The organism is Caulobacter sp. CCH9-E1, from assembly GCF_001556515.1.
GTDB lineage: Bacteria > Pseudomonadota > Alphaproteobacteria > Caulobacterales > Caulobacteraceae > Caulobacter.
Genome location: NZ_LSJA01000084.1, coordinates 22294 through 38824 on the forward strand (window position 1 = coordinate 22294; position 16531 = coordinate 38824).

The 16531-nt window shown below is 67.6% G+C and carries 14 protein-coding genes; 9 read left to right on the forward strand and 5 right to left on the reverse strand.

Annotated features, from left to right (window positions below; translation table 11 throughout):
• Positions 1–44 precede the first annotated feature (44 nt).
• Both AX690_RS04670 and AX690_RS04675 read right to left on the reverse strand, forming a co-directional pair.
• On the reverse strand, positions 45–719 hold the full coding sequence (locus tag AX690_RS04670) for a DUF6624 domain-containing protein (RefSeq protein ID WP_066684258.1): 675 nt from the start codon (positions 717–719) through the stop codon (positions 45–47).
• Between the two features lie 62 nt (positions 720–781).
• Positions 782–1888 (reverse strand): anhydro-N-acetylmuramic acid kinase, encoded by a 1107-nt coding sequence (locus AX690_RS04675; protein WP_066684264.1) that lies wholly within the window; start codon positions 1886–1888, stop codon positions 782–784.
• 42 nt (positions 1889–1930) lie between these two features.
• On the opposite strand from AX690_RS04675, the gene AX690_RS22705 reads away from it, so the two are divergent.
• The 5 genes from AX690_RS22705 to AX690_RS04695 all read left to right on the forward strand — a co-directional run bounded on the left by AX690_RS22705 (position 1931) and on the right by AX690_RS04695 (position 5797).
• Positions 1931–1981 (forward strand): hypothetical protein, encoded by a 51-nt coding sequence (locus AX690_RS22705; RefSeq protein WP_024265744.1) that lies wholly within the window; start codon positions 1931–1933, stop codon positions 1979–1981.
• Between the two features lie 96 nt (positions 1982–2077).
• Positions 2078–3403 carry a tyrosine--tRNA ligase gene (tyrS, locus tag AX690_RS04680; RefSeq protein ID WP_197426782.1) on the forward strand — a complete coding sequence of 442 codons (1326 nt, stop codon included), beginning with the start codon at positions 2078–2080 and terminating at the stop codon, positions 3401–3403.
• Between the two features lie 75 nt (positions 3404–3478).
• A complete protein-coding gene (locus tag AX690_RS04685; protein WP_066684267.1) occupies positions 3479–3940 on the forward strand; it encodes a peroxiredoxin in 462 nt (153 codons plus the stop codon).
• Between the two features lie 236 nt (positions 3941–4176).
• Positions 4177–5328: a peptidoglycan DD-metalloendopeptidase family protein gene (locus tag AX690_RS04690; protein ID WP_066684271.1), complete on the forward strand. Its 1152-nt coding sequence runs from the start codon at positions 4177–4179 to the stop codon at positions 5326–5328.
• Positions 5309–5797 (forward strand): polymer-forming cytoskeletal protein, encoded by a 489-nt coding sequence (locus tag AX690_RS04695; protein WP_066684273.1) that lies wholly within the window; start codon positions 5309–5311, stop codon positions 5795–5797. The genes AX690_RS04690 and AX690_RS04695 overlap by 20 nt, the downstream gene beginning before the upstream one ends.
• A 64-nt stretch (positions 5798–5861) precedes the next feature.
• Here AX690_RS04695 and prfB read toward each other — a convergent pair.
• The 3 genes from prfB to AX690_RS04710 form a co-directional block, all read right to left on the reverse strand.
• Positions 5862–6984 (reverse strand): peptide chain release factor 2 gene (prfB, locus tag AX690_RS04700; RefSeq protein WP_156449566.1). Its coding sequence is split into 2 segments (ribosomal slippage): positions 5862–6914 and positions 6916–6984, totalling 1122 coding nucleotides; the frame shifts between segments, so codons are not numbered across the junction.
• Between the two features lie 177 nt (positions 6985–7161).
• Entirely contained in the window at positions 7162–9528 is a 2367-nt protein-coding gene (locus AX690_RS04705; protein WP_066684277.1) for a penicillin-binding protein 1A, read from the reverse strand.
• A 125-nt stretch (positions 9529–9653) separates the two neighbouring features.
• The gene (locus AX690_RS04710; protein ID WP_066684280.1) at positions 9654–10853 is read right to left on the reverse strand and encodes an N-acetylmuramoyl-L-alanine amidase; all 1200 of its coding nucleotides are present in this window, start codon (positions 10851–10853) and stop codon (positions 9654–9656) included.
• A gap of 403 nt (positions 10854–11256) precedes the next feature.
• Between AX690_RS04710 and AX690_RS22050 the strand changes: the two genes are divergently transcribed.
• The 4 genes from AX690_RS22050 (at position 11257) to AX690_RS04725 (ending at position 16464) form a co-directional block, all read left to right on the forward strand.
• Positions 11257–11475 (forward strand): hypothetical protein, encoded by a 219-nt coding sequence (locus AX690_RS22050; RefSeq protein WP_082769505.1) that lies wholly within the window; start codon positions 11257–11259, stop codon positions 11473–11475.
• A complete protein-coding gene (locus tag AX690_RS04715) occupies positions 11399–14113 on the forward strand; it encodes a ribonuclease E/G (RefSeq protein WP_066684281.1) in 2715 nt (904 codons plus the stop codon). The genes AX690_RS22050 and AX690_RS04715 overlap by 77 nt, the downstream gene beginning before the upstream one ends.
• Positions 14114–14254: 141 nt before the next feature.
• Positions 14255–15691 carry a M48 family metalloprotease gene (locus AX690_RS04720; protein WP_066684283.1) on the forward strand — a complete coding sequence of 479 codons (1437 nt, stop codon included), beginning with the start codon at positions 14255–14257 and terminating at the stop codon, positions 15689–15691.
• Between the two features lie 26 nt (positions 15692–15717).
• Entirely contained in the window at positions 15718–16464 is a 747-nt protein-coding gene (locus AX690_RS04725) for a DsbA family protein (protein WP_066684284.1), read from the forward strand.
• Positions 16465–16531: the final 67 nt, after the last annotated feature.

Genomic DNA, 16531 nt, shown 5'->3' on the forward strand with positions numbered 1-16531 from the left:
GCGTCAGAAAGGCCTCCCTCCCGGGAGGCCTTTTTCGTTGGCGATCAATTGCAGGGCGGATACTTGGCGAACGCCGCTTCATATTCAGCGAGCGGCGTAAGAAAGCCCATGGCTTTTCGGCGTTCGTCCACTGCCTCCGGCGCTTCTAGCGTGTCGACTACATACTTGCCGTCCTTGCAGACCATCTGACTGCCATAGCGCTGGGGTCGTCCCTCATTAAGCGCCAGCCGGTCATACATCAGGCCGTAGCTCTGGCCATCGACCTCGCCACTAGCCACGAGCGGCTCGAGCACGGGCACGAATCGCCGCCAGAGCTCGAGGTTCGAATGCTGGACGATATTGAACGCCGCTTTCGCGGCTCTGTCCCCATAGCGGCTCTTTAGAAACCAGCCTTCCGGCGGCACCATGGCCAGCAAGGCCTTCTCATTCTCGGCGTCAGCTTCCTCGATCGGCGCCCACATAGCCTTTTCAGCGGCCTTCAGCTCCTCGGCCGGCAGCACGGACAGGTCGATCTGGATCAGGACGCGCCGTCCGACCTGATCCAACCGTCCCATACGCTCCAGCCTTTCCGAGTCGTTCGCCGGCGGCGGCAGGGCGGCTTGAGCTTTGCGCTCGGTGTCTAAAGCTTGGCGGACGGGCGCGATCAACTCGGCGGCGCGCGGACTAAGGGACGGCGCGTCGCTCGTGACCAGCAACACAGCCAACAGAATCCCGATCATGCTCGCCCTCGACTTCAACGCCGCGCAAGCTCAATCCAAAATTGTGACCAAGTCTGGGCGCATCAGGGCTCGACGATCCGCCCGCCAGTCATCGGCGCCGCCACGCCCGTCGTGCCCGGGAAGCTGATCGGCAGCCCCTTGGCCGTGCGGGCCGCCAGGTAAGCGAAGGCCTCGGCCTCGATGCTGTCGCCGCGCCAGCCATAGGCCTCGGCGGTCTGAACCGGCACGGGAGCGCGCCTGGCCAGGGTCTGCATGATCGCCGGATTGTGTCGGCCGCCGCCGCAGACGATCAGGGCGCTGGGCGTCTCGCCGGTCTGGGCGAAGGCCTTGAACACCGCCTCGGCGGTGAAGGCCACCAGGGTCGCCGCCGCGTCCTCCGCCGAGAGATGCTGGACCGGCGCCAGCGAGAAGTCGTAGCGATCCAGCGACTTGGGCGCCGGCGCGTCGAAATAGGCGCTGTCGAGCAGGCTCGCCAAGGCGGTCTCGTCGATGCGGCCGGCCAAGGCCAGGCGGCCGTCCTCGTCGAAGCGGCCCAGGCCCCGCTCCTGCAGCATCAGGTCGATCATGCCGTTTCCGGGCCCGGTGTCGAAGGCCAGCAGAGCGCCGTCCGCGCCGATCAGGGTGATGTTAGCGACGCCGCCGACGTTGAGCGCCGCCACCGGCGCAGCTAGACCCGAGGCCCGCGCGCGAGCGGCGTGATAGATCGGCGCCAGCGGCGCACCCTCCCCGCCGGCGGCGACATCGGCGGTGCGGAAGTCGAACGCGACTGGACGTCCGGCCAAGCCGGCCAGGCCCTGCGCGTCCAGCAGTTGCACCGTGCGACCGACCCGCTCGGCCGTCGGACGCTCGTGAAGAACGGTCTGGCCGTGCACGCCCAGCAGGTCGAAGTCGCTCCACGAGAGGCCGTGCTCGTCCAGGAAGCTCGTCGCGGCCTGGAAATGCTCGTCAGCCACGGCGCGGCGGGCGTCGTCAAAGATCGCGGGCTCGGGCTCACCGCGCGGCCAGGCCCGGGCGATGTCTGTGGTCTTGAGCAGGAGATCGCGGGTCACTTCCCGCAGCTTGCGCTCCCCCGCCGGCCCGAAGGCTTGGATCTCGACGCCGTCGGTCTCCAGCACCGCCATGTCGACCGCGTCCAGCGAGGTGCCGGTCATGAATCCCAGGATCTTCATGGGAGCGTTGACTGCCACGGCCGCGAAACGGTAGCTAGGCCCATGATCGACGCTTTCGTCCTGGCCCGCCCCTATTACCGCCCGCTGCCATAGCGGGAGGCCGACCAGACACGTCGCTTAGCCCCCGCCTCGCCGGGGTCGCTCTCTCAACAGTCGATCATGCGCTCCGGCCCCTCCCCGGAGTCTGAAATGAAAGCCTCACAATCCAATCCCGCCGTGCTAGACGGCCCGCCAAGTCAAATAGAGAGTCGATCCATGTCCGCCGCCTCGTCCTTCAAGTCAGAGTTCCTGCGAACCCTGGAGGCGCGCGGCTATATCCACCAGATCACCCATCCGGAGGAACTGGACGCGGCCGCCTCGGCCGGGATCGTCACCGCCTACATCGGCTTTGACGCCACCGCGCCGTCCCTGCACGTCGGCAGCCTGATTCAGATCATGCTGCTGCGCCGCCTGCAGCAGGCCGGCCACAAGCCGATCGTCCTGATGGGCGGCGGCACGACCAAGGTCGGCGATCCCACCGGCAAGGACGAGAGCCGCAAGCTGCTGTCGGACGCCGACATCCAGGCCAATATCGCCGGCATCAAGCAGGTCTTCGCCAAGTTCCTGACCTTCGGCGACGGGCCGACCGACGCAATCATGGTCGACAACGACACCTGGCTGTCCAAGTTCGGCTATGTGCAGTTCCTGCGCGAGTACGGCGTGCACTTCACCGTCAACCGGATGCTGGCCTTCGACTCGGTCAAGCTGCGCCTGGAGCGCGAGCAGCCGATGACGTTCCTCGAGTTCAACTACATGCTGATGCAGGCGGTGGACTTCCTGGAGCTGAACCGCGCCCACGGCTGCGTGCTGCAGATGGGCGGCTCGGACCAGTGGGGCAACATCCTGAACGGCGTCGAACTGACCCGCCGCGTCGACCAGAAGAGCGCCTTTGGCCTGACCACGCCGCTGCTGGCCACCGCGTCGGGCGCCAAGATGGGCAAGACGGCCGCCGGCGCCGTGTGGCTGAACGCCGAGCAGCTGAGCCCCTACGACTACTGGCAGTTCTGGCGCAACACCGAGGACGCTGACGTTGGTCGCTTCCTGAAGCTGTTCACCGACCTGCCGCTGGACCGCATCGCCGAGCTGGAAGCCCTCGAAGGCGCCCAGATCAACGAGGCCAAGAAGGTGCTGGCCGACGAGGCCACCCGCATGGCCCACGGCGAGGAAGAGGCCCGCAAGGCGCGCGACGCCGCCGAGAAGGCGTTCGAGCAAGGGACGCTTTCGGCTGACCTGCCGACCTTCGAGGTTCCGTCCGCGGACTTGGAAGCAGGCATCGTGCTGGCGGCCCTGTTCGCCGATGCGGGCTTGGCCGGCTCCCGAGGCGAGGCCCGCCGCCTGGCCCAGGGCGGCGGCCTGAAGGTCAATGACAAGGCCGAGGCCGACGCCAACCGGACGATCACCTCGGCCGATCTCGTCGAAGGCGTGGTCAAGCTCGCCGCCGGCAAGAAGAAGATCGTGTTGGTGAAGCCCGTTTAGTTATCGTATGCCCGGACTGACTTGACCGGCCCGTCCGGGCCCCTCACCTGTTCCGAGTGATCGAGGAAGCGACCGATGCTGCAACCCGGCGACAAGGCCCCTGATTTCGACCTCCCGACCGACACCGGTCGCGTCAGCCTGTCGGCGCTGAAGGGCAAGAACGTCGTCCTCTATTTCTATCCGAAGGACGACACCGCCGGCTGCACCTCCGAAGCGCTGCAGTTCTCGTCGGAAGTCGAGGAGTTCCAGAAGCTGGGCGCGGTGATCATCGGCGTCTCCAAGGACAGCGTCGCCTCGCACGCCAAGTTCCGCGCCAAGCACGACCTGACCATCGAGCTGGCCGCCGACCCGATGGGCGACATCGTCGAGGCCTATGGCGCATGGGTCGAGAAAAGCATGTACGGCCGCAAGTACATGGGCATCGACCGCTCGACCTTCCTGATCGACCGCGAAGGCGTCGTTCGCGAGGTCTGGCGCAAGGTGAAGGTGCCGGGTCACATCAAAGCGGTCATGAACGCGGCCAAGGCTATTAAGTAAGTCCGCCCCAGTCGGGAACGCTTCCGCCGAGCGAGTGTTGTATCTAGGTCGCAACCTGTGGCGTTTCTGAGCCTTACGCGGTTAACGTGTAGTCCTGTTGGTCAGGAAACGTTAAGGATCGAAGCGCAAAATGATTTTTCGCGAGTCACGTCCTTTAGGGGGCGCGAAGAGTCTTGCACGTTAGCGTTTTATCGTTCCATATCCCCCGGACCTGAAACGGGGGGTTTCCTGGGACGATGGCGATCAAGCGCTTTAGGCGGCTGCGGCACTCTCTCGAAGGTCTGTTCCCTGAACGGCATGTCTACGTCCGCTCCGGCGGCGAGATGCGCGGCTATGTTCTGTCCACGAACAAACAACTGATCGGCGCGGGCTGCGTTGCGGTGGGCGCGCTCTGGATGGGCGTCTGCACCGCCGCCATGCTGATCAACGCGTTGTCGGTCAGCTCGACCGACCAGCAGGTCATCAAGCAGAAGGCCTATTACGAGCGCCTGAACGCCGACCGCCAGGCGCGCCTCAACAGCGCCGTGGCCCAGCTGTCGGCCACCAACGGCTCCCTGGACGAGCTAGCCACCTCGGTCGAGAAGCGTCACGCCGCCCTCGCCTTGCTGGTCTCCGACTTCCGCGGCGTGCCCGGCGCCGCCGACGCCCTGAAGGTCGCCAAGCCGCGCCTGCTGGCCGCCAGCCCGGTTGAACGCATCCAGGCCACCCGGATGGATCAGGAACGCCTGATCGACGCCGCCGAGGGCTTCGCCAAGAGCCGCGCCGAGCGCCTGCGCCTGGCGATGCGCATGGCCGGCCTGGACGCCAGCTCGTTCACCGGCCGCGGCGTCTCGCTGGGCGGCCCGCTGATCGAGGCCAAGGACCCGCGCGCCCTGGCCGCCGTCCTCGACGTCGATGAGGAATTCGCCAGCCGTATCCAGCACGCCGCCAACGACATGTCGGACATGCGCAGCCTGGGCGCGGCGGTAAAGAAGCTGCCGCTCTACAAGCCGACCAGCAATCCGGCGCTGTCCTCCAGCTACGGCGTCCGCTTCGATCCGTTCACGCACCGTCCCGCCTTCCACTCGGGGCTCGATTTCCCCGGCGCGATGCGCACGCCGATCATGGCCACCGCGCCGGGCGTCGTGTCGTTCACAGGCGTCCGCGCCGGCTACGGCAACACCGTCGAGATCGATCACGGCGGCGGCTTCAAGACTCGCTACGCGCACCTGTCCTCGATCGGCGTCCGCGTCGGCCAGCGGGTGGCGATCGGCTCGCGCGTCGGCGCGATGGGTTCGACGGGCCGCTCCACCGGTCCGCACCTGCATTACGAAGTCTGGGTCAATGGCAAGGCCCAGAACCCCAACCGCTTCTTGAGGGCTGGTGAGTATGTTCAGCAAACAAGCTAAGTCGGGCCCCAAGGCCGCCGGCCGCGTCGAGGCGCCGGCGGCCCTGCCGTCCAGCAACCCCGCCGACCCCACGCGTCGCGCGACGCCGAAGGTGGCTTCGCTGCTGTCCGCCGATCTGACGATCGAAGGCTCGATCGAGGGCGAAGGCGAGCTGCAACTGGATGGCATCCTGCGCGGCGACATCCGCGTGGCGCGCCTCAGCGTCGGCGAGACCGGCCATGTCGAGGGCGCCGTCCAGGCCGACCTCGTCGAGGTGCGCGGCCGCATCGTCGGCTCGATCACCGCCAAGCAGGTCCGCCTCTATGGCACCGCCTATGTCGATGGCGACATCACCCACGAGCAGCTGTCGATGGAATCGGGCGCCTACTTCCAGGGCCGCAGCCTGAAGTTCCAGCGCCCGCCCGCCCCGATCCAGCCGACGCCCGAGCCGGAAGTCCTGGCCATCACGGCCACTCCGGTCGAGGCCTGACAAGGAAAAACGCCCCGGATCGCTCCGGGGCGTTTGGCTTTTCAGAGGCCTTTAGCCGTAGGTCCTAGGCCTCGGCCGCGTCGCGCGTGGCGCCGACCCGCTGGGCCAGGGCCGCGCCCATGAAGGCGTCGAGGTCGCCGTCCAGCACCCCTTGGGTGTCGGAGGTCTCGACGTTGGTCCGCAGGTCCTTGACCATCTGGTAGGGCTGCAGGACGTAGCTGCGGATCTGGTGGCCCCAGCCGATGTCGGTCTTCTGGTCTTCCAGCGCCTGCTGCGCGGCCTCGCGTTTCTGCAGCTCGGCCTCGTAGAGGCGCGCGCGCAGCATCTTCCAGGCCTCTTCGCGGTTCTGGTGCTGCGAGCGGCCGGCCTGGCAGGCCACGGCGATGCCGGTCGGAATGTGCGTCAGGCGCACGGCCGAGTCGGTCTTGTTGATGTGCTGACCGCCGGCGCCCGAGGCGCGATAGGTGTCGGTCCGCACGTCGGCGGGATTGATCTCGATCTCGATGGTGTCGTCGACCACCGGATAGACCCAGGCCGAGGCGAACGAGGTGTGGCGGCGGGCGCTGCTGTCATAGGGGCTGATGCGCACCAGGCGGTGCACCCCGGCCTCGGTCTTCAGCCAGCCATAGGCGTTCGGACCCTTGACCAGCAGCGTGGCCGACTTGATGCCGGCCTGGTCGCCGTCGGTCTCTTCGATCAGCTCGGTCGTCATGCCGTGGGCGTTGGCCCAGCGGGTGTACATGCGCAGCAGGATGCCGGCCCAGTCGCAGGACTCGGTGCCGCCGGCGCCGGAGTTGATTTCGATATAGGCGTCATTACCGTCGGCCTCGCCCGACAGCAGAGCCTCGAGCTCGGCGCGGCCGGCGCGGCCCTTCAGGGCCTTCAGCTGGGCGCGGGCGTCGTTCAGCGACTCCTCATCGCCTTCCATGTCCGCCAGTTCGGCGTACTCGACGGCGTCCTTGAGGTCGCGCTCGATCGACTGCACGGCCTCGACCTTGGCGGCGAGGTTGGCGCGCTCGCGCGAGACGGCTTGCGCCTCGGACGGACGGTCCCACAGGGTCGGGTCCTCGACCCGAGCGTTCAGCTCATCGAGCTTGCGGAGAGCGACGTCCCAGTCAAAGACGCCTCCTGAGCAGTCCCACGGACTGCTCGATGTCGGCCGCGGCGGCCTCGACATCCGGTCGCATCACGTAACTCCGTGACAGTGTTGAAGGGCGCGGGAGGAGAGCGCGCCAGGGTTAAGTGTGCGCGTTTAACCCGCTCGGGCGCGCTCTAAACTTTTGAATCTAGAGCCCGCTGATCCGGTTCAGATGGAATCTGAACCGGGCAGGCTCTAGCGCGCGTCGCTCCCCCGCGCAATGACATCAATAGAGGCCGCTGAGCGGATCGACCTTTTGCGGCGGCTTGCCGGGCTGGGCCTGGGGCTGCGGAACCGGCGGCAGGCCCGGCGTCAGCTCGTTGTACGGGATTGGCCCCGTGGGCATGACCTCGACCTTGGGCTCGGTGCCCGGCCGGAAAGCCTCGCGGACGCCGCGCACCAGAGCGAACTTGGCGTTCTTGGGCGGCTTGAAGTCGGCCACCGGCTGGCCTTCCAGGGCGACCTTCATGAAGTCCATGAACACCGGCACCGGGCCGGCCGCGCCGGTTTCCCCCTCGCCCAGCGAGCGGTTGTCGTCGAAGCCGAAGAAGACGCCGACGATCAGATTGGGCGAATAGCCGACGAACCAGGCGCTGCGGTACTCGTTGGTGGTGCCGGTCTTGCCGGCCAGCGGACGGCCCAGCGAGCTGACGGCGGCGGCGGTGCCGCGCTGGACCACGCCCTGCAGCATCGAGGTGATCTGGTAGGCGGTGACCGGATCCATGATCTGTTCGCCCGGCGCGGCGAAGCGCGGGCTCTCGTCGCCGTTGAAGCCGGCGTTGCAGCGCTCGCAGTCGCGCTTGTCGGCGCGGAAGATGACCTTGCCCTCCCGATCGTGGACCACCTCGATCAGGTGCGGCTCGACCCGGCGGCCGCCATTGACGAACGGCGCGTAGGCGGCGGTCAGCTTGAACGGCGTGGTCTCTCCCGCCCCCAGCGCCATGGCCAGCACCGGGTCCATGTCCTTCACCACGCCGGCGCGCTTGGCGAAGTCGACGATCTTCTTCATGCCGACGCTTTGGGCCAGGCGCACGGTCATCGCATTGATCGACTGCTCCAGGCCCTTGCGCAACGGCTGAGCCCCGTAGAACTCCTTGTGATAGTTCTCCGGGCTCCAGTCCTGGCCGTTGGCGCCCTTCAGGGTGATCGGGGCGTCGACCACCACACTGGCGGGCGTGTAGCCGTTCTCCAGGGCCGTGGCGTAGACGAACGGCTTGAACGATGAGCCCGGCTGGCGCTTGGCCTGGGTGGCGCGGTTGAAGTTCGACAGCGAGTAGCTGTAGCCGCCCACCAGGGCCACGATCCGGCCGGTATAGGGCTCCATCGCCACCAGGGCGCCGTTGACCGCCGGCACCTGCCGCAGGCGATAGCCGCCGCTCGCGGCCTTCTCGACGAAGACGAGGTCCCCCGCCTTCAGGCCCTTGCCGGCCTTGGCCCACGTCATGTCCTCGCCGACGATCTGCCCCTCGCCCTCGCCCTTCACCAGGCGCACCTGGCCACCGTTGGAGGTCACCAGAGCCGGACGCCAGGCGCCGCGTTCAGACGGGATCGGCTTGGCCAGGGCGGTCTTTTCCCAGTTGAGATCCGTGGACTCCACATGGCCCCACGCGCCTCGCCAGCCGTGGCGGCGGTCGTAGCGCTCCAGGCCGTCCATCAGCGACATGCGCGCGGCCGTCTGCAGGCGCGGATCCAGGGTCGTGCGCATGTAGTAGCCGCCCTCGTTGAGCCGCGGGCCGAGCGTCGCCATACCGCGCTGGCGCACTTCCTCGACGAAGTAGTCGGCGTCGCGATAGGCGGCGCGCTTGGGCGCGGCCTGCACCACGAGGTCTTCGGCCATTGCCTGTTGGGCTTGCGCCTTGGTGATCCAGCCCTGCTCGGCCATCTGGCCCAGCACCCAGTTGCGGCGGGCCATCGCCTTGGCCTTGTTCCGGATTGGGTGGTAGTTGTCCGGCCCCTTCGGCAGCGACGCCAGATAAGCGCACTGGGCCAAGGTCAGGTCGGGCAGCGACTTGCCGAAATAGTTGTAGGCCGCCGCGCCGACGCCGAACGAGCGATAGCCCAGCCAGATTTCATTGAGATAGAGCTCAAGGATCTGCTGCTTGGTCAGCGATTGTTCGAGCCGGCTGGCGAGGATCGCTTCCTTGAACTTGCGGCCGACCGTGGCGTCGCTGGTCAGCAGAACGTTCTTGGCCACCTGCTGGGTGATCGTCGAGCCGCCCTCGAGCCGCTTGCCGCGGATGGCGTTGCCGACATTGTTGATCATCGCGCGCGAGAGGCCGCCGACGTCCACCCCGCCGTGGGTGAAGAAGTTCCGATCCTCGGCCGCCAGGAAGGCCTGGGCCAGTTGAGGCGGAATCTGGTCGTAGGGAATGAAGATCCGGCGCTCCTTGGAGTACTCGCCGATCAGGGTGCCGTCCCAGGCGTAGACGCGCGTGGCCGTGGGCGGCCGATAGTCCTGCAGCTCGCCAGCGTCGGGCATATCGTGGAACAGCCAGGCGGCGTAGATCGCGATCGCGAATCCCGCGACGGCGATGAGCGACAGCACCGCCACGCCCGCGATGGCCATCCATCGTTCGCTGGGTTTCAGATCCACGCGACCTCCGTCGAGGCGGACGCCCTCGCCCGCCGCACACCTTCACCAGATCGTCCGGCGCACGGCGCGAACGATCGCTCCAGTGATTAGAGCGCGGCGCGCGAAAGGGGAAGCGGACCTTTCGGTCAGGACTTGCGGACGTCCGCCGAGAAATAGGCCTCGATGGAGTCGCCGACGGCGTCGACCAGGCGGGCGCGGCTGGCCTTGTTGGTCAGGAACGCCTCGTCCTCGGGATTGGTGATGAAGCCCATCTCGAGCAGAACAGCGGGCACGTCCGGCGCCAGCAGCACGAAGAAACCGGCGTCGCGGTGGCTGCGGCGCAGCAGAGCCGTCTCCTCACCGACATTGGCCAACAGCAGCTGGGCGAAGGTGGCCGAGCGATTCTTGGTCGCGCGCTGCGACAGGTCGAGCAGGATCTGGCTGACCGCGCGATCGCGGCCCGGCAGGTTGGCCTTCATCAGCCAGTCGTTCTTGTCGAGCACCAGGCCCACGCGTTCCGCGCCCTTTTCGGACACGGTGTAGACGGAGGCGCCGCGCGTGGCGGTGTCCGGTCCGGAATCGGCGTGCAGCGAGATGAAGAGGTCGGCGTCCGCGCGGCGGGCGATCTGCACGCGGCCTTCCAGCGGCACGAAGGTGTCGGTCTCGCGGGTCAGGACAACCTGATAGCGGCCCGTCTTCTCCAGCCGCGTCTTCAGGGCCTTGGCCGCGGCCAGGGTGACGTCCTTCTCGAAGGCGTTGGCGCCCACGGCGCCGGAATCCTTGCCGCCGTGGCCGGCGTCGATGACGATGACCTTCTTCAGGCGAAGCGGCGCGGCCTTGACCGGCGCGCTGGCGAACGTGAGACGCGGTGCGGTCTGGGTCGCGGCCGGCATGGCGGCGCCGTCCACGGCCTTGAGGTCGATGACATAGCGATACGCGGTGGCCCCGTCGCCGGGCGGCAGGAGGAAGCGGCGGCGGACCTCGACCTTGCCCGCCAGTTCCAGGCGCAGACGCGCGCCGCCGGCGGCCTCGTCGATCAGCCAATGCTTGACCAGACCTTGGCCGGAGCCCTGCAGGTCGCCGGAAATGGTGACGTTCGGGAGCGCGAACACCAGGCGCTGATCGCTCGCGCCATCGGAAATCAGCTTGCCAGCCGCGGCGCGGTCCAGGTCGATCACGACGCGGGTCTCGGTCCGGTCGCCGCCGAAGCGGACTTTCTGCACGCCCGAGGGCGCGGCGGGACCTTGGGCGGTCGCGACGGCGACGCCGGCGACGGTCATGCCGCCGACGATCAGAGCCGCCCGGAACCAGCCCATGCGAGCCAAACTGATGAGAACCTTACGCATACCCGTCCGCGCTAGCCGGATTTGGTGAACCGTTCGTCAATATCCGCCCGAGGGGGTAGCCAAAGGGTTAAGTCCTGATCGGCGTGGAAAGCTTTTCTTTTCCGCGCCGATGTGGCTACAGTCCCGCCGCGTGCGAAGTTCCGTGATCGTCACGACTGCGTGCGGGCTGTCCTTGGTGACGAAAGAGGTCCTGAACCCCTTCCGACGCCGAGGCGGCAGACTAGATAGTTCGCGATACGACCGACGGAGCGGGCAAGACGCCTACCGAGACGCCGTATCGCGGGGCCCGCGTCGGGCTCAAACGCCGTCCTGGCGACGACGCGCCATCCGATCCGCGCCATCTGGCGCGACATACGAAACATCCAATCCGCGCCTCGCGCGGTAGGGACAAAACGAAACCCCAATGGGCTGCGCCGCACCCGACCGCCTTTGGCACCTGACCCTTCGCAACCGCGCTGGCGGGGCGACGGTCGGCGACGCGCGCGTCCTTCATTCATATCGGCGACCGGGCCTCGCGCCCGCCGCGCGCCGTGGAGACTTCCTTAATGTCGAAGAAGATGCTGATCGACGCAGCACACGCCGAAGAGACGCGTGTGGTCGTCGTGGACGGAACCCGGGTTGAAGAGTTCGATTTCGAGAGCCAGACCCGCAAACAGCTTCGCGGAAATATCTATCTCGCCAAGGTGACCCGCGTCGAACCCAGCCTCCAGGCTGCGTTCATCGAGTACGGCGGCAATCGTCACGGCTTCCTGGCGTTCAACGAAATCCACCCCGACTACTACCAGATCCCGGTCGCCGACCGCGAAGCGCTGATGCGCGACGATTCCGGCGATGACGAGGACGACACCCCGATCTCGCGTCGCGCCACCGGCGGCGACGATGAAGACGACGTCAACGGTGAAGACACCGCGATCGACGACGATGAAGACGACGTCGAGGAAGAGCTGGCGCGCCGCAAGCGCCGGCTGATGCGCAAGTACAAGATCCAGGAAGTGATCCGCCGCCGGCAGATCATGCTGGTTCAGGTCGTCAAGGAAGAGCGCGGCAACAAGGGCGCGGCCCTGACCACCTACCTCTCGCTGGCCGGCCGCTACGGCGTCCTGATGCCCAACACCGCGCGCGGCGGCGGCATCAGCCGCAAGATCACGGCGGTCACCGACCGCAAGCGCCTGAAGAGCGTCGTCCAGAGCCTGGACGTGCCGCAGGGCATGGGCCTGATCGTTCGCACGGCCGGCGCCAAGCGCACCAAGGCCGAGATCAAGCGCGACTACGAATATCTGCTGCGTCTCTGGGAAAACATCCGCGACAACACGCTGCACTCGGTCGCGCCTGCGCTGATCTACGAGGAGGAAGACCTCGTCAAGCGCGCCATTCGCGACATGTACGACAAGGACCTGGACGGCATCTGGGTCGAGGGCGACGCCGGCTACAAGGAAGCGCGCGACTTCATGCGCATGCTGATGCCGAGCCAGGCCAAGAAGGTCTTCAACTACCGCGACCCGACCCCGCTGTTCGTCAAGAACAAGATCGAGGACCATCTGGCCCAGATCTATTCGCCGGTCGTGCCGCTGAAGTCCGGCGGCTATCTGGTGATCAACCAGACCGAGGCTCTCGTCGCCATCGACGTCAACTCGGGCAAGGCCACGCGCGAGCGCAACATCGAGGCCACCGCCCTCAAGACCAACTGCGAAGCCGCCGAGGAAGCCGCGCGCCAACTGCGCCTGCGCGACCTGGCCGGTCTGATCGTCATCGACTTCATCGACATGGATGAAGCCAAGAACAACCGCACGGTCGAGAAGGTCCTGAAGGACGCTCTGAAGGACGACCGCGCGCGCATCCAGATGGGCAAGATCTCGGGCTTCGGCCTGATGGAGATCAGCCGCCAGCGCCGCCGCACCGGCGTGCTGGAAGGCACCACCCACGTCTGCGAACACTGCGAAGGCACCGGCCGCGTCCGCTCGGTCGAGTCCAGCGCCCTGGCCGCCCTGCGCGCGGTCGAGGTCGAGGCCCTGAAGGGTTCGGGCAGCGTGATCCTGAAGGTCTCGCGCTCGGTTGGCCTCTACATCCTGAACGAAAAGCGCGCCTACCTGCAGCGACTGCTGGAGACGCACGGCCTGTTCGTGACCGTGGTGGTCGACGACAGCCTGCACGCCGGCGACCAGGAGATCGAGCGCACCGAACTCGGCGAGCGCATCGCCGTCGCCCCAGCCCCCTATGTCGACGAGGACGACTTCGACGACGCGGCCTATGACGACGAGGCCGAAGAGGAAGACGAGGAAATCCTCGAGGACGAGGAGGATATCGAGCGCGAGGACACCGACGACGACGAGGCCTCGGCCCGCAAGCAGGCCCGCGACGACGAGCGCGGCGACCGCAAGGGCCGCCGCCGTCGCGACCGTCGCCGCGGTCGTCGCGACGACCGCGAGACCGAAGTCGACGCCGAGGCTGAAGGCGACGAGGAAGACGCCGACGCCGACGCCGACGAGCGCGCCGAATTCGGCGACGAGGACGAGGACGCCCGTCGTCGCCGTCGCCGTCGCGGTCGCCGTGGCGGCCGTCGCGGCGGTCGCGAGGACGGCGATCGTCAGACCGACGCCTATGTCTGGATCCGTCCGCGCGTCCCGTTCGGCGAAAACGTCTTCACCTGGCACGACCCGGCCGCCCTGGTCGGCGGCAATGGCGGGGAAAGCCGACGCCCCGCTCAGGAAGCGCGCGCCGAGGCTCCGGCCGAGCGTCCGGAGCGCCCCGAGCGCGCCGAGCGCGAAGAGCGTCCCGCTCGTGAACGCGGCCGCCGCGGTCGCGACCGCGGTCGTCGCAGCCGCGACGAGGCGCCGGTCGCCGAGGCCGCCGTGGCCGAAGCCGCCTCGCCCGTCGAGTCGGTGTCCGCCGTCGAGCCCGCCGAGCCGTTCGAAGCGCCGATCCTGGCCCCGCCGGTGATCTCCGCCCCGCCGGCCGACGTCTGGGTCGAGTTGCCGGAAACCGAGGAAGCGCCGAAGAAGCCCAAGCGCACCCGCTCGCGCAGCAAGAAGGCGACCGCCGAGGTCGCCGAGGCGGCCGAAGCCGTGGCTGAAGTCGTCACCGAATCGGTGGCGGTCGCCCCGCCCGAGCCGGAAGCCGCGCCGGTGGTCGAAGCCGCCCCCGCGCCGGCTCCGGAACCCGAGGTCGTGGCTGACGTCGAGCCGGCCGCTCCGGCCGAGCCCGATCCGGCCGAGATCACCACGCCCCCGGAAAAGCCGCGCCGCGGCTGGTGGCGCCGGTAATCGACCGATCACGGCCCGCGCTTCTTGACCGAGGCGCGGGCCGAAATCGTCTTGGGACAGACGCGCATCCCTTGTTCCCTCGCGCGGACCATCCAAGTTAGACTGATTGGGTTCGCGGGGGCGCGATCTGGAGATCATTCGATGACCTCGCGTCGAGGGCATGCCGGAAAACGCCAGTTGGGGCGAAGGGTCAGCGCGGCGCTGTCGGCGCTGTCGATCATCGCGTCTGGCGCCTCGGTTCCCCAGGTCGCCCTGGCCCAGGACGGTGGTCCGTCCCTGATCCGCGACACCGAAATCGAGGAAATCCTGCATCACGACGCCGATCCGATTTTCGCGGCGGCGGGTCTGGATCCGAGGAACGTGCGGATTCTGATCGTCGGTGACAAGAGCCTGAACGCCTTCGCCACCCAAGGCCTGCAGATGGGCCTGAACACCGGCCTGATCCTGCAGACCGAGAATCCGAACCAGCTGCGCGGCGTCATCGCTCACGAGACCGGACACTTGGCCGGCGGCCACCCGATCCGCTCCGACGAGATGATGCGCGCCGGGCTCAAGCCCATGATCCTGACCATGGGCCTGGGGATTCTGGCGGCGCTGGCCGGCTCGCCCGACGGCGGCGCGGCCTTGATCGCCAATTCGCAATACGCCGGCGCGCTGGGCGCGCTTGGCTATAGCCGTGAACAAGAGTCCCGCGCCGACCAGGCCGGCGCCGGTTTCCTGGAGGCGACGGGCCAGTCCGGCCGCGGCCTCGTCGAGTTCTTCGACAACTTCCGCTACCAGGAAGTCTTCGACCAAGCCCGCCGCTTCGCCTATTTCCGCAGCCACCCGCTGTCGTCGGAACGCATCGAGGTGCTGCGCAGCCGCGTCGAGCGCCAGCCGCACTATAGCGCCGTCGACACGCCCGAGGACATCGCCCAGCACGAGGTGATGAAGGCCAAGCTGGAGGGCTTCATCAATCCGCAGGTCGCCTTGATGAAGTACAAGGAGACCGACGCCAGCTTCCCGGCCCGCTACGCGCGCGCCATCGCCTACTATCAGATGAAGGACCCCGACCGGTCCCTGAAGCTGATCGACGGCCTGATCGCCGATAACCCGGACAATCCCTACTTGTGGGAGCTGAAGGGCCAGGTGCTGTTCGAGTTCAACCGCATCGCCCAGGCCGAGGAGCCGCAGCGCAAATCCGTGCAGCTCAAGCCCGACGCCGCCCTCCTGCGGGTCAACCTGGGCCAGACCCTGATCAACCTGAACGACCCCGCCAAGGTCGAGGAAGGCGTCAAGGAGCTGAAGCGCAGCCTGCTGAACGAGCCCGACAACACCGTCGCCTGGCGTCTGCTGGCCCAGGCCTACGACAAGCAGAAGAAGGACGGCGAGGCCCGCCTGGCCACCGCTGAGCAGTACTTCTCGCTCGGCGCCGTCCGAGAAGCCCGCGTGTTCGCCATGCGGGCCCGTGAGCTGCTGCCCAAGGACACCCCGGACTGGCGCCGCGCCACCGACATCGTCCTGGCCTCTCGTCCCTCCAACCAGGACCTGAAGGATCTGGCCAAGGACGGGGCCATGCAGTCTAACCTGGGCCGCTAGAGCCCCCTTCCCTGTCAGAGACTTCGATGACCCTCCTTCGTCGCGCCGCGACCCTCGCTATCCCGCTGGCCATCGCCGGCCTGACCCTCGCCAGCTGCGAGCGGCCCGACGCCAAGCCGAGCCAACGGTTCGGCGAGAAGGTCCGGGCCTATCTGCTCGAGCACCCCGAGGTGTTGATGGAGGTCAGCCAGAAGCTGCAGGAAAAGCAGGCCGGCCAGCAGGCCGCCTCGGCCCAGAAGGCGATCGGCCAGTATCGCCAGGCGATCGAGCGCGATCCGCGCGACGTGGTGATCAATCCGGCGGGGACGATCACCGTCACCGAGTTCTTCGACTATCGCTGCGGCTATTGTCGGCACGCCGCGCCCGAGATCGTCGATCTGGTCCAGAAGAACCCGGACATCCGCCTGGTGCTGAAGGACTTCGTGATCTTCGGCCGCGACAGCGAGGCCGCCGCGCGCCTGATGCTGGGCGCCAAGGATCAGGGCAAGAGCCTGGAGCTCTACAAGGCCCTGATGGCCGAGAACGCCCTCGACGCCTCGAGCGCCCTGCGCATCGCCAAGGGCCTGGGGATCGACCTCGCCAAGGCCAAGGCCGCCGGCGAAAGCGAGGCCGTGAGCCAGCATCTGGCCGACACCGAAGCCCTGGCCAAGACCCTGGCCCTGCAAGGCACCCCGGCCTTCGTCGTCGGCGACACCTTGATCCCCGGCGCCGACATCAACGCCCTGAAGCTGGCGATCGAGCAGACCCGGGCCAGCAAGGCGAAGGCGGGGTGACGATCACCTTCCGCCCCCTCTGGGGGCGGACGACCGCGCATCGCGCGGTCAGGTGGGGGCAAGTAAG

What these genes read in the sequence shown, in the direction of transcription:
- AX690_RS04670 (WP_066684258.1), bottom strand. Translation starts at nt 719, where the DNA reads ATGATCGGGATTCTGTTGGCTGTGTTGCTGGTCACGAGCGACGCGCCG.
- AX690_RS04675 (WP_066684264.1), bottom strand. Translation starts at nt 1,888, where the DNA reads ATGAAGATCCTGGGATTCATGACCGGCACCTCGCTGGACGCGGTCGAC.
- tyrS (WP_197426782.1), top strand. Translation starts at nt 2,078, where the DNA reads ATGAAAGCCTCACAATCCAATCCCGCCGTGCTAGACGGCCCGCCAAGT.
- AX690_RS04685 (WP_066684267.1), top strand. Translation starts at nt 3,479, where the DNA reads ATGCTGCAACCCGGCGACAAGGCCCCTGATTTCGACCTCCCGACCGAC.
- AX690_RS04690 (WP_066684271.1), top strand. Translation starts at nt 4,177, where the DNA reads ATGGCGATCAAGCGCTTTAGGCGGCTGCGGCACTCTCTCGAAGGTCTG.
- AX690_RS04695 (WP_066684273.1), top strand. Translation starts at nt 5,309, where the DNA reads ATGTTCAGCAAACAAGCTAAGTCGGGCCCCAAGGCCGCCGGCCGCGTC.
- AX690_RS04710 (WP_066684280.1), bottom strand. Translation starts at nt 10,853, where the DNA reads ATGCGTAAGGTTCTCATCAGTTTGGCTCGCATGGGCTGGTTCCGGGCG.
- AX690_RS22050 (WP_082769505.1), top strand. Translation starts at nt 11,257, where the DNA reads ATGGGCTGCGCCGCACCCGACCGCCTTTGGCACCTGACCCTTCGCAAC.
- AX690_RS04715 (WP_066684281.1), top strand. Translation starts at nt 11,399, where the DNA reads ATGTCGAAGAAGATGCTGATCGACGCAGCACACGCCGAAGAGACGCGT.
- AX690_RS04720 (WP_066684283.1), top strand. Translation starts at nt 14,255, where the DNA reads ATGACCTCGCGTCGAGGGCATGCCGGAAAACGCCAGTTGGGGCGAAGG.
- AX690_RS04725 (WP_066684284.1), top strand. Translation starts at nt 15,718, where the DNA reads ATGACCCTCCTTCGTCGCGCCGCGACCCTCGCTATCCCGCTGGCCATC.